This is a genomic window from Mesorhizobium wenxiniae, from assembly GCF_002284535.1.
GTDB classification, from domain to species: Bacteria; Pseudomonadota; Alphaproteobacteria; order Rhizobiales; family Rhizobiaceae; genus Mesorhizobium; species Mesorhizobium wenxiniae.
In genome coordinates this window covers 787,547-800,265 of the sequence record NZ_NPKH01000020.1, presented here as the reverse complement: position 1 = coordinate 800,265, position 12,719 = coordinate 787,547, and the positions used below count along the sequence as shown (strand labels likewise).

Genomic DNA, 12,719 nt, shown 5'->3' with positions numbered 1-12,719 from the left:
ATGCTGGTCATCCAGAACCGCCGCCGCTTCTTAGCCGGTATGAGTGCAATCGGTGCCGTTGGACTTGCCGGCGGTCGCAATTCATCCGCCGAGAATGCCCTGCTCGATACGACCACCGTCCGCTTCACCCATACCCCCGCCACCTGCAACGCACCTCTCTACCTCGCCGAGGAACTGTTGCGCGCCGACGGCTTTACCGGCCTCACCTATGTGGACGTGGATGCGGGCGTCAATACGCCGATGAAAATGACAAACGGCGAAGCGGATTTCGGGTTTGAGTTCGCCAGTGCGTTCGTCATCGCAATCGATGCCGGCACAGCAACTCGCTCCAACAACAGCGTCCAGTTGAAGGGGCGGCCGAGTGGATGCGCGTTCAGTGATTCAGTCCGACATCAGATTTGACCCGCGGATGCCTCGACTGCCCGTTGGCCGAAGCTAACGATGGAGATATCCATGCAGAAGGTCCAAAGCAGACGTCGCTTCTTGGCCAATATGGCGGCGGCAGGAGTCGCCGGAGTTGTCGGCACCCGAAATTCACGTGCCGAAGAGGGCGGTCTCGAAACGACCACGGTCCGGCTCGCAAAACTCCCTGCCATCTGCATGGCACCACAGTACGCCGCCAAGGAGTTGCTGCACGCAGAGGGCTTTACCGAAGTTCGCTATGTTGCAGTTGAGCTAGGTGACGCAACGACGAAGAGTATTGCAGCAGGCGAGGTGGATTTTAGCCTGAACTACGCGGGAAATCTCATCGTGCCGATGGATCTTGGAATACCGATCACGGTGGTTTCCGGCGTGCACACGGGATGCTTCGAGCTCTTCGGGAGCGAAGGGATCCACCGCATCACAGACCTGAAGGGCAGGACCGTAGGCGTGCCAAGTATAGGATCAGGGCCCCACCTGTTCTTGGCAAGTATGGCCACTTATGTCGGGCTTGACCCTGTGAGGGACATCAACTGGGTTGCCAGTCCATCCATCAAGCCAAAGGAGCTCTTTGTTGAGGGCAAAATCGATGCATTCCTTGGCCTTCCACCCGATCCGCAGGAGTTGCGCGACCGCAAAATCGGTCACGTCATCGTCAATAGCGCTGTGGACCGCCCATGGTCGCAGTACTTCTGCTGCATGCTGGCGGGCAATGCGGAGTTCGTTCGGAACAACCCTGTCGCCACCAAGCGCGTCTTGCGCGCCATTCTCAAGGCGGCAGACCTTTGCGTCGCAGAGCCGCAGCGCGTCGCGCAACAGATCGTCGATAACGGGTTCACCGCCAACTATGACTATGCCCTGCAGACGATGAAGGAAGTGCCTTATGGCAAGTGGCGCGAATACGAGCCCGAGGACACCGTACGGTTTTACGCCTTGCGCCTGCATGAGGCCGGCATGATCAAGACGAGCCCCCACCAGATTATCGCCAACGGAACGGACTGGCGCTTCCTCAACGAGCTGAAGCGTGAGTTGAAAACGTGAGCGGGTGATGGGCACGCAGTGCTGTTTTCTTTTGAAAGGAAACTCCGATGCAGATCATCCAGAACTTCCAGAACCGCCGTCGCTTCTTGGCTGGCCTCACGGCGGCCGGCGGAGCGGGCATTATCGGCACCTCGACATCGGCCTGGGCCGAGGCACCTCCTGAAACGACCTCCGTCCGTCTGCCGAGGTGGATCGATGGTGCCTACTGCTGGGCGGGGATGTACCTGGCGGGAGAGCTCCTCAAAGCGGAGGGCTTCACCGACGTCCGCTATGTGCAGGGTGACGAGAAAGTCGATCAGGCGGTGTGGATTGCACGCGGCGACACGGATTTCAGCATGAATTACGCGCCAGTCCATGTCGCGTCAATCGACGCGGGCGTGCCAATCAAGGTGCTTGGCGGTCTGCACTCCGGGTGCCTCGAACTGATCGCCAACGACAGCGTAGAAGGCATCCCGGACCTCAAGGGTAAGCGGGTGGGCATGCACGACATCGATGCGCCGTCGCGCGTACTGGTTGCCCTTATGGCGGCCTATATCGGACTGGATCCCAACAACGACATCGAATGGGTCCAGGAAAGCAAGCCGGTGGAAGCCTTCGCCAAAGGAAAGTTCGATGCATATCTCTTCACGCCGCCGGAGACGCAGCAACTGCGCGCCAAGAAAATCGGCCACACGCTCCTCAACACTACGGTCGACCGCCCGTGGTCGCAGCACTTCTGCTGCATGACCTCGGCCGCTGCGGACTACGTGAACAAGTACCCGGTCGCGACCAAGCGCGTGCTCAGGGCCATCGTCAAGGGCGCCGACCTCTGCGCGTCGAATCCCGCATGGAGTGCAGGGCAGATGGTCGAGCGAGGTTTCGTCGACAGCTACGAATACGCGCTGCAAACGCTGAGCGACACGCGATACGACGTCTGGCGGGACTACGATGCCGAAGCCTCGATGCGCTTCTACGCGCTGCGCATGCAGGAGACGGGCATGATCAAGTCGAGCCCACAGCAGATCATCGCCGACGGAACGGACTGGAGATTTCTTGACGAGCTGAAGCGCGAATTGAAGACCTGATCAGGCAATCGGCCCGCGGTGCTGTTTCCACGGAAAGGAGAACCCCATGCAGATCATCCAGAATCGCCGTCGCTTCCTGGCCGGCGCAGCCGCAGCCGGGGCCGCAGGCTTTATCGGCACCGCGACGCAGGCTAAGGCCGAGCCGCCGCCGGAGACCACATCCGTCCGTCTGCCACGGTACGTCGGCGGCGCCTATTGCTGGGCGGGCGTGTACATCGCGGGAGAGATGCTGCGCGCCGAGGGCTTCATCGATGTCCGCTATGTGCAAGGTGACACCAGCGTTGATCATTCGGTGTGGATTGCAAATAACGAGATGGATTTCAGTGTGAACTACGTGCCGATTCATGTGGCGTCGATTGATGCCGGCGTGCCGATCAGGGTGCTTGGCGGACTGCACTCCGGTTGCCTCGAACTGATCGCCAACGACAGCGTCGCAGGCATCACGGATCTGCGGGGAAAGCGGGTTGGCGTGTTTACCCTCGATTCGCCGCAATACGTGTTGGTTTCTCTGATGGCCGCCTATGTCGGGCTCGATCCCGTCAACGACATCGAATGGGTCATAGAAGAACACAATTTCGCGGAAGGCTTTGTCGAAGGAAAGTTCGATGCATTCCTCGGCCAGCCGCCCCGTACACAGGAGCTGCGCGCCCGGAAAATCGGCCATACGATCCTCAACTCGACCACCGACCCGCCGTGGTCGCAGCATTTCTGCTGCATGATTTCCGCCACTGCGGACTATGTGAACAAATACCCAGTGGCGACCAAGCATATCCTGCGGGCCATCTTCAAGGGCGCCGACCTCTGCGCGTCAGATCCGCCGTTGGTTGCGCAGCAGATGGTCGATCGAGGTTTCGTCCCCAGCTATGAATACGCACTGCAAACGCTGAACGACATCCGGTACGACCGGTGGCGGGATTATGATGGCGAAGCATCGCTGCGGTTCTACGCGCTGCGGATGCATGAGACAGGCATGATCAAGTCAACTCCGCAGGCGATCCTCACCGAGGGCACTGACTGGCGGTTCGTCGACGAGCTGAAGCGCGAGTTGAAGACGTGAGCGGGTGGCCGGCACGCATTCTGCTATTGGCGCTGCTTGTTCCTTGGCCGGCATATGCGCATGACGCGCCGCACGATCAGCGCCTTCCGATGATCGGGCCGGCGCCGGATTTTAACCTGATATCGCAGGACGGCGCGCGCGTGTCGCTTCGCGACTTTCGCGGCAGGGTGGTCGCCGTCACTTTCATTTATGCTTCCTGCACTGACATCTGCCCGATGCTGACCGCCAACATGGCGCACGTGCAGGACAAGCTAGGTTCTGCGTTCGGGCCCAAGGTTGCCTTCGTTTCGATCACCGTCGATCCGGAGCACGATACGCCCGAAGTGCTGAAGCAATATGCACAGGACTTCGGCGCTGATCTGGACGGTTGGGCGTTTCTCACCGGCGATCCGACGAGCATCCGTGAGGTCGGACGGAAGTACGGCATCTTCGCGAGGAAGGTGGCGAAAGGAGACGTCGATCACACATTCCTGACGTCGCTCATAGACCCGACTGGCACCTTGCGCGTACAGTATCTCGGCGTCCGGTTCGACTTGGAGGAGTTCCGGGGTGACCTTCTCAGCCTCTTGGGCGAATCCAAATGATATCACAAACCGGCTGGTCGGCTGGGTTGCGCGGCTGCCGGCGCGTGTCCAGACCAAGCTGCTGATCGCGTTTCTGTCGATCGTCGGCCTGTTAATAGTGCTCGGGGCGGTCGGGTTGCAGGTGTTGAGCGGGGTCAACGATCAAACAAACGAGTTGATCAAGCTGCAGCGCAGGATCGCAGCCTACCGCCAGGTCCAGCACGACACGACAAACCAACTCTACAGCATCTCGACCGCGCTCGTGCTTCAGGACGACCGGATGCTGGATGCAGCGCTGCGCCAGCTCAATCAGTTTGGCTACGACCTCGACCGCATGGAGTTCGTCGCCGAAGTTGAGGCGGAAGTGCTCGGCCAGGTCCGGCAAGAGTACGACCGGTTTACGGCGGGGGTGACGCATGTCGTGGAGCTCGTCCGCGCCGGCCGCACGGAGGAGGCGCGCAAGGTTCAGCAGGCTGAGATCATGCCTTCGGCCGACCGCCTCGAGCGGCTGACGAACCAGTTGGTCAACATCGCCGAAGCCGACATGGTGACCGCCATCGAAACGACCGAGGGGGCGTACGGCACCTCCCGGCTGATTGTGGTCTCCTTTGCGGTGGGCAGCATCCTGCTGGCGCTGGCGCTGGGCTACATCATCTCATGGTCGTTGATCGAGCCCGTCAAGAAGATCGAAACGCGTCTGCGCCAGATTGCAGCAGGGGAGTTTGCCCAACAGGTCACCGTCGTTAATCGGGACGAGCTTGGAGTGCTCGCCGGCAATGTCAACCAAACCTCCGAGCAGCTGGGGCGGCTTTACCAGGAGGTGCAGGCGCGCACGGCCGAGCTTGCGCGCTCGGTCGGCGAACTGGAGGCGCTCGGGGAAGTCAGCAAGGCGGTCAATTCGACGCTCGATCTCGACACAGTGCTACAGACGATCGTGGCGAAGGCGGTTCAACTCTCGGAAACGGATGCGGGCACCATCTATGTGTTCAGCAGCACCAGGCAACAATTCCGCCCGCGCGCGACTTATGGGATGGGCGATGAGCTCATTGCCGCGATTTCCAACCAGGCCATCGGGCTGAACGATCCGGGGATTGGCGACGCCGCATTGCGCCGCGCGCCTGTCCAGGTGCCGGATCTCAGTGTGCGAACGCCGTCTCCCGTTCAGAAAGTCGTCCTCGATGCCGGATATCGCGGCGTTCTGGTGGTTCCCCTCCTAAGGCCGAACAAGATCGTCGGCGCGCTCGTCGTCAGGCGCCGCAAGCCCGGTGAATTCGACCAGCAAATCGTCCATCTGATGGAAACCTTTGCAGACCAATCGGTACTGGCCATCCAAAACGCGAAGCTGTTCCGCGAGATAGAGGAAAAAAGCCAGGAGCTGGAGGCGGCCAGCCGCCACAAGTCTCAGTTCCTCGCGAATATGAGCCACGAGCTCAGGACGCCACTCAATTCGGTCCTGGGGTTCACCGAACTGTTGGTCGACGGGATTTACGGCGAGCTCCCGGACAAGGCAAAAACGACGGTTGCGCGCGTGCAGGCAAACGGCCGTCATCTGCTGGGGCTTATCAACGACGTGCTCGATCTTTCAAAGATCGAAGCGGGCCAGCTTACGCTGGCGCTCGAGGATTATTCCGTTGGGCAAATTGTTCGATCGACCGTTACAGCTGTGGAGCCGCTGGCGCGTTCAAAAGGGCTTTCGCTCGCTGCCACGGTCGCCGAAAACCTTCCGCTGGGCCGCGGGGACGAACGCCGCCTGACCCAGGTCCTGCTCAATCTCGCCGGCAATGCCGTCAAGTTCACCGAGAGGGGCGCGATCGACATTCTTGCCGACGCGGTCGACGGACATTTCGAAATAATTGTACGCGACACGGGTCCCGGCATTGCGCCCACAGACCAGGCGCTCATCTTCGATGAATTCCAACAGGTCGACAACAGCAGCACCAGGCAAAAAGGTGGCACGGGTCTCGGCCTGGCGATCTCGAAGCGTATCGTGGAAATGCATGGTGGAACCATAGGCGTCGAGTCCGTGCCCGGTTCAGGCTCGACATTCCGCATGAAAATACCGATCCGAGTGGGAGAGGATGTGAAGGCAGCATGAGCAAGCGAATCCTGATGGTGGAAGACACCGAGGACAACCGGCAGATCATACGCGATCTCATCGCCACCACCGAATACGAACTGATCGAGGCCGCGGACGGTGCTGCCGGTGTCGCTGCCGCTGCAGCTGAGAAGCCAGACCTGATCCTGATGGACATTCAGCTTCCGGTGATCGACGGATATGAAGCTGCCCGCCGCATAAAGGCTGACCCGGCGCTCCGGCACATTCCGATAGTCGCCGTCACCTCCTACGCATTGTCGGGCGATGAGGCGAAAGCCCTTGCTGCCGGGTGCGATGGCTACATTGCCAAGCCATTCAGTCCGCGCCAGCTGCTTGCCAAGATCCGCGAGTTGCTTTCCTAAGGGAGACAGGGCCTTGCACGATCCGCCTCGCATTCTCGCCGTCGACGATACCCCGGAAAACCTCGAAATCCTGCGTATGCGCCTCGAGGCGAATGGCTACGAAGTGGTGACAGCAGCCGACGGCGAAGAGGGGCTTTCGAAGGTGCGCAGCCTCAAGCCGGACCTGATCCTCCTCGACATCATGATGCCGAAGCTCGACGGGATAAGCGTCGCGCGGATGCTCAAGGCAGACGTTTCGCTGCGATCGATCCCGGTTATCCTTGTCACCGCAAAAGCCGATACGCGAGATGTGGTCGAGGGATTGGATGCCGGCGGCGACGACTATCTGACCAAGCCGTTCGAGCACAAGGCGCTACTGGCGCGCGTGCGCTCGATGCTGCGCCAGAAGGCGCTATACGATACCGTGGAGAGCCAGACGCGGCTCCTCGAAGATCAGGCAGCGCAATTGGCTGCATGGAATCGCTCCCTTGAACAAACAGTGGCGGAGCAGGTTACGGAGATCGAGCGAATGGGCCGGCTCCGACGGTTTCTTCCCGCGCAGGTCGCCGACCTTGTCGTTGCGGCAGGCAATGGCGACGCGCTTCTTCAAAGCCATCGTCGCGAGGTGACCGTAGTTTTCTGCGATCTGCGCGGCTTTACAGCCTTCGCCGAGACTGCCGAGCCCGAGGAGGTAATGACGGTTCTTGGCGAGTACCATTCCTGTCTCGGCGAACAAATCGTCCGTCACGAGGGGACTTTGGAGCGGTTCGTGGGCGACGGTATCGTGGTGGTTTTCAACGATCCGCTGCCCTGTGCCGATCACACTGAGAGGGCTGTCTCAATGGCTGCGGCGATGCGTGACGCAATTGACGAACATTCAGAGCGATGGCGCAAACGGGACTACTTGCTTGGCTTCGGAATCGGTATCGCCCGAGGCCACGCCACCATCGGGCGGATCGGTTTCGATCAGCGCGCGGACTATGCGGTGATCGGCACTGTGTCGAACCACGCGGCCCGATTGTGCGAGGAGGCCAGGTCTCGCCAGATTCTTGTCAGCCAACGGGTTCTTGGCGCCGTCGAATCATTGGTCGAATCCGTTCCAGTTGGCGAACTGACACTGAAGGGGTTTCGCCGCCCTATGCTGGCTTACGAAATTGTCCGGTGGCTTGGCCGGTCAAGTTAGTGATGAACGCAGCCCAATGAGTGACCCGCGGGCGGACCAAGCCGTCGCCATGAATGACCGCAACGGTGGAAAGCGGTCGTTCCGTGGGCAGCAAGCGAACGACAACAATTGGCGCAACCTCGACCTACAGCTTCGCCATCGGCGATGTCTGCATTTGGTCAGTGGCAAAGGCACCTCAACGGCAGAGATTGGGCGCGAAGCTGACAGGCCGTTTAGGGGACCGGAACCGGAATGTCGGGCAAGCCGATGGCAGAAAGCGGATACGCTGTGGCGGCATTTGAGGGCACGTTCCTGCTCTTGATTATTGCCAGTGAGCTGTGCGCGCAAATCGGGAAAATGGAAGGGCCGGAGGCAGGAGCGCGCCCTCAGGCCGAGGCGCTAATCAAGCGGGTCGGCAATGATCGCGAAAAGCTCAATAGGCCTGCAGCGAAACTAAAGAAGTAGTCGCGCGTTGGACGCGGATAACGCTATTTCGTCTCTGGAGTAGGGTTTAGATCAGAAGTGATCAAGCCAACGTCGCATAAGGCAATCAATGGGTCGAGCGCTAGTCAAGCGAAGTCGCCCGCTCGTGACGAGGTCACTTTAGCGCCGCCCGCTTTCCGGCCGGTCCAGCTCGCAACGCTCGTGGACACGGTCCCTGCCGGCGATCGTTGGATCCATGAGATGAAATACGACGGCTATCGTATTCTCGTTGCCGTCGGCGGTGGCGAGGCGCGAGCCTACACACGATCTGGTCTGGACTGGTCTAGCCGTTTTCCCTCGATCCTCTCCGAGGCTCGCAAGCTCAAGGTGCGCTCCGCCCTGATTGACGGCGAGGCCGTGGTTGTCGATGCGGAAGGAAGATCTAACTTCCAGGCGCTTCAGAATGCATTGAAGGGTGCCCCGGCGACTATCGACTTTTATGCGTTCGATCTGCTGCAGCTCGACGGCGAAGATCTGACAAGCCTTCCTCTTCTTGAGCGCAAGGCGAAGCTGGAGGCGATCTTGCCTGCGAAAAATCCGGTCCTTCGTTACTCCGACCATATCCTCGGCCGCGGAGAAGAGCTGCTCGATCGCTTCTGCGCAGCCGGCCTTGAGGGCGTCATCTCAAAGCTCGCGGATTCGAGTTATGTGGCGGCCCGCGGCGCAAGCTGGCTGAAGATCAAATGCATCAGGCGGCAGGAATTTGTGATTGTCGGCTGGACGCCGTCCGACAAGGTCCGCGCGTTTCGGTCCTTGATCCTTGGCGTTCATGACGGCGGCAAGCTGCGTTACGCCGGGAAAGTCGGCACCGGCTTCGATACCGCTGAACTTCTTCGTCTCTTGAAGATCATGGCGCCGCTTGAGCAGAAGGCCGCGACCGTTGACGCACCACGCGCCGAAGTGCGCGGCGCACACTGGCTCCGTCCGAAACTGGTCGCTGAGATTGCCTTCACCGAAATGACAAATGAAGGGACGTTACGACATCCGAGCTATCTTGGTCTCCGCGAAGACAAGAAGCCGGAGGCGATCGTGCTCGAGACGGAACGTCATGCAGCCGATCTCGCCGCGTCTGCGACAACCGCCATCGCGATAAGTAACCGTGACCGCGTCATCTATCCGGAGTCCAACATCACCAAGGGACAGCTCGCCGACCATTACGCAGCGGTCGCGGCGATCATGCTTCCGTGGGTTGGCAGTCGGCCGATCAGTCTGGTTCGATGCCCACAGGGCCGCGCGAAGAAGTGCTTCTTCCAAAAACACGACGCCGGCAGCTTTGGCGACAAAGTCCACCACGTCGGCATCACGGAGAAGGACGGGCACGAGGAACCATATCTCTATGTCGACGATGCCGACGGACTGATGACTTGCGTCCAGATGGGAACGATTGAGCTGCATGGATGGGGGGCTCGGATCGAGGATGTCGAAAAGGCCGACCGCCTCGTGTTCGACCTCGACCCCGATGAAGGCCTCGATTTTGAGGCCGTCCGCGCCGCTGCCTTTCAGTTCCGCGCTATCCTTAAATCGCTGGGGCTTACGACTTTCCCGATGCTGACGGGAGGCAAAGGAGTGCACGTCATCGCGCCCCTCACCCCTGGCGCCGAGTGGCCAGAGGTGAAGGACTTCGCGTCTCGCCTGGCGCAGGCGGTCGCCCAGAGCGATCCGGCCCATTTCACGGCCGTGTTGTCAAAGGCGCGCCGCAAGGGTCGCATCTTTGTGGACTATCTACGCAATCAGCGCGGGGCGACCGCGATCATGCCCTACAGCGCAAGATCACGTCCGGGCGCCCCTGTCGCGGCACCGATTACGTGGGCAGAGATGAAGACAATAGATGCGCCCTCTCATTTCCACGTGGGCGATGCTCCTGAATTAAAGAAACGCGCAGCCTCCAAAGCTCTGGCGGGATGGGGTCGCGCTGACCAATCCTTGCCCAATCTGTAGCGTCCGACGCGGGAAGAGGCAGTAAAGCCGGGATTTAAAGGGCAACGCGGCGCTTGGCCTTGCCTGATTGGAACCTTGCGGAGATCGGCCTCGTTTGGCTGAAGCCATGGCAAAAATCGATCCGAGGACCGTCGCCAGTCTTTTGAGGGAATACGCGCAACGGGCGTCTATGCGCGGCGACAATCCCTATCGCACAAAGGCATACTTGCGCGCGGCAGACAGTCTGACGGCGCTGTCGCAGCCGCTTGATCGGATCATCGCCACCGGCGCTATCACCAAGATCCCGGGGATCGGCGACGCGATCGCAGACATCGTGACCAAGCTTTACCAAACCGGCACGCACCCAAGCCTTGAGAAGCTGCGCGAGGATGTTCCAGCGGGCGTGATGGAGCTGTTTGCCATACCCGGGCTTCGTCCCGATAAGATACTGAAGCTTCATCAGGCGCTCGGCGTAAACTCGCTGGCGGAGCTCGAGGCCGCAGCAAGAGAAGACCGCATACGCCCAGTCAAAGGCCTCGGCGCCGCGCTTCAGACAAAGCTCCTGCAGAACCTGGCCATCGTGCGAAGCGGCAAAACGCAACTTCACCTGCACAAGGCCGCCGCTCTTCTCGAACATGCGGTCATATCGGTGAAGCAAGAGCATCCAGAGTTTTCGCGCGTCGAAATTGCAGGTGACTTCCGGCGCGGTTGCGAGCTCGTTTCCGACTTCGCCCTGGTAGCGCAGGGCAGAAAGTCGACTGGAATCGAGGATACGACCCTCAGGCTTGTTGTCACGGACAGGAAGCACTTTGGCGCGAACCTGCTCGAAGCAACCGGTTCGGCAGACCACCTTGACCAACTGAAGACGTTCGCGGCCGACAAGGGATTCACCCTAAACGCCGACGGGCTTCATCGCGGGAGAAAGCTGATCGCGTCAGCGACAGAAGAAGAAATCTACCAAGCTCTAGACTTGCAGTTTATCGAGCCTGAATTGCGCGAAGGCAGGGACGAGATTGAGCGGGCGGCAAAGCAGAAGCTACCCGCCCTCATTCGGGATGAAGATCTGCATGGCATCCTGCATTCTCACACGACCGCATCCGATGGCACCGAAACGCTTGAGGCAATGGCTGAAGCCACGCGCAAGCGCGGTTTCGAATACTATGGTGTCGCCGATCATTCGCAGTCCGCTCACTACGCAGGCGGCCTTTCGTTGCAGGAGATTGCTGAACAGCACCGCGAAGCTGACCGGCTGAACAAGGCATACAATGGAAAATTTCGCATACTGAAGGGCATCGAAGCGGACATCCTGGCGGATGGCTCGCTCGATTACCCGAATCATATCTTGGAGCAGTTCGATTTCGTCGTCGCGAGCGTGCACAGCCGCTTCAAGTTGCCCAAGAAGGAACAGACGGAGCGTATCATTGAGGCGATCGGAAATCCTCGGACGACAATCATCGGGCACATGACCGGTCGCCAGCTGTTGCGCCGGCCCGGTTATGATCTCGACGTCGACAAGGTCCTCAAAGCGTGTGCGAAACACGGCGTCGCTGTCGAAATCAACGCACATCCTTGGCGACTCGACCTCGACTGGCGCTGGCATCAAAAGGCACTCGATCAGGGCTGCATCTTCAGCATCAATCCGGACGCTCATTCGATCCGCGAGCTCGACCACATGCATTGGGGTGTCGAGATGGCGCGCAAGGGCGGTGTCCCTGCGAAGCGGGTCCTGAACGCGATGCGTTTGACGGCCCTCCTTGCGCATCTCGCACGGCGCAGGCAAACGTCCTAACCTGCTTGTGCGCCCGGCCTATCAGCGCAGGAGGCCGTCATTCTCAAAATCTTCCCAGCCGCGCAAACTGGAGTGCGAGTTCTCATCGGGGCCACGGCCCGCTGAAGCTGCAGTTCCGCGACCGCTTCTTTGAGCACGTTTCATAGCGGCCTTCCCCGCGGCTCGCCGCCTATTCTCTGCAGCTGTCGCTGCGTCCTGTTCGCGCCAGACCGTAACCAGGTCGCGGTCAAGCACATCCTCCACGTGCTGCGGGTCGAACACGTGAAAGGTGATGTTCCTTGCCCGCCCGCGGAGTTTCACCGTTTTCGTCCCAGCGCTCTGCAAGCGACCATCTTTCAGCCAGCGGTGCCGTTCGGCCGTCGAGATCGTCAGAATGTCCTCGATTTCACGGGGGATTACGGGCAGGTCTTCGATATTCTGCAGTGCTTTGGATACGATCCCGAATACCACCTGCACATCATTCTCGGCGCCCTCAGACAGGCGCAGGGTCAGCACGCGGGACTCGATATGGAGCAGTTTCCTGAACTCCATTGGAAGGCGGGCGCGTAATTCGAGAAAAATACCCCTCGCTCTGACGGACGATCCAAGCGTTGCAGCCGGGGTTAAAGGCCACTCTCCAATCAGCTTCGCTGTTGCATTGATTTTTCGGCGCGTGGACATGCCCCTTTATATAGGTCACCGATTGTCGGCAGCGATGAGCCGATCGCAAAACCAATATGAGTTCGAATCCGTCAGCGGTCTGAACCACGATGCCCTAAAGGCGCAACCACGATTATCAGCGGGGCCG

At 60.0% G+C, this 12,719-nt stretch carries 12 protein-coding genes and 1 pseudogene; 12 read left to right on the top strand and 1 reads right to left on the bottom strand.

Translation table 11 applies throughout. The features are described 5' to 3' along the window. From CIT31_RS14125 to CIT31_RS14075, 12 genes and pseudogenes are all read left to right on the top strand, one after another. Entirely contained in the window at window positions 1-402 is a 402-nt protein-coding gene (locus CIT31_RS14125; RefSeq protein ID WP_095519059.1) for a substrate-binding domain-containing protein, read from the top strand. A 51-nt stretch (window positions 403-453) separates the two neighbouring features. Continuing rightward, complete coding sequence (locus CIT31_RS14120; RefSeq protein ID WP_095519381.1) at window positions 454-1,461, top strand: ABC transporter substrate-binding protein; 1,008 nt, start codon at window positions 454-456, stop codon at window positions 1,459-1,461. A 47-nt stretch (window positions 1,462-1,508) separates the two neighbouring features. Further along, window positions 1,509-2,525, top strand: coding sequence for an ABC transporter substrate-binding protein (locus CIT31_RS14115; RefSeq protein WP_095519058.1), 1,017 nt, complete (start codon window positions 1,509-1,511; stop codon window positions 2,523-2,525). A 46-nt stretch (window positions 2,526-2,571) separates the two neighbouring features. Beyond that, complete coding sequence (locus CIT31_RS14110; protein ID WP_095519057.1) at window positions 2,572-3,582, top strand: ABC transporter substrate-binding protein; 1,011 nt, start codon at window positions 2,572-2,574, stop codon at window positions 3,580-3,582. Window positions 3,583-3,671: 89 nt separating this feature from the next. After that, window positions 3,672-4,166 carry an SCO family protein gene (locus CIT31_RS14105; RefSeq protein ID WP_133116150.1) on the top strand — a complete coding sequence of 165 codons (495 nt, stop codon included), beginning with the start codon at window positions 3,672-3,674 and terminating at the stop codon, window positions 4,164-4,166. Further along, a pseudogene (locus CIT31_RS36035) lies at window positions 4,132-4,620 on the top strand (MCP four helix bundle domain-containing protein); the annotation flags it as partial. The gene CIT31_RS14105 and the pseudogene CIT31_RS36035, both read left to right, overlap by 35 nt. A gap of 45 nt (window positions 4,621-4,665) precedes the next feature. Beyond that, the gene (locus CIT31_RS14100) at window positions 4,666-6,240 is read left to right on the top strand and encodes a sensor histidine kinase (protein ID WP_245316235.1); all 1,575 of its coding nucleotides are present in this window, start codon (window positions 4,666-4,668) and stop codon (window positions 6,238-6,240) included. Next, on the top strand, window positions 6,237-6,602 hold the full coding sequence (locus CIT31_RS14095; protein WP_095519054.1) for a response regulator: 366 nt from the start codon (window positions 6,237-6,239) through the stop codon (window positions 6,600-6,602). Before CIT31_RS14100 ends, CIT31_RS14095 begins: the two co-directional genes overlap by 4 nt. Continuing rightward, window positions 6,535-7,764, top strand: coding sequence for a response regulator (locus CIT31_RS14090; RefSeq protein ID WP_425350609.1), 1,230 nt, complete (start codon window positions 6,535-6,537; stop codon window positions 7,762-7,764). Before CIT31_RS14095 ends, CIT31_RS14090 begins: the two co-directional genes overlap by 68 nt. 231 nt (window positions 7,765-7,995) lie before the next feature. Continuing rightward, a complete protein-coding gene (locus tag CIT31_RS14085) occupies window positions 7,996-8,208 on the top strand; it encodes a hypothetical protein (protein ID WP_133116149.1) in 213 nt (70 codons plus the stop codon). 57 nt (window positions 8,209-8,265) lie between these two features. After that, the gene (gene ligD / locus CIT31_RS14080; protein ID WP_280950332.1) at window positions 8,266-10,164 is read left to right on the top strand and encodes a DNA ligase D; all 1,899 of its coding nucleotides are present in this window, start codon (window positions 8,266-8,268) and stop codon (window positions 10,162-10,164) included. Between the two features lie 106 nt (window positions 10,165-10,270). Next, the gene (locus tag CIT31_RS14075) at window positions 10,271-11,932 is read left to right on the top strand and encodes a DNA polymerase/3'-5' exonuclease PolX (protein ID WP_095519379.1); all 1,662 of its coding nucleotides are present in this window, start codon (window positions 10,271-10,273) and stop codon (window positions 11,930-11,932) included. Window positions 11,933-11,953: 21 nt separating this feature from the next. On the opposite strand, the gene CIT31_RS14070 is transcribed toward CIT31_RS14075, so the two are convergent. After that, window positions 11,954-12,592 carry a hypothetical protein gene (locus CIT31_RS14070; RefSeq protein ID WP_095519051.1) on the bottom strand — a complete coding sequence of 213 codons (639 nt, stop codon included), beginning with the start codon at window positions 12,590-12,592 and terminating at the stop codon, window positions 11,954-11,956. Between the last annotated feature and the right edge of the window lie 127 nt (window positions 12,593-12,719).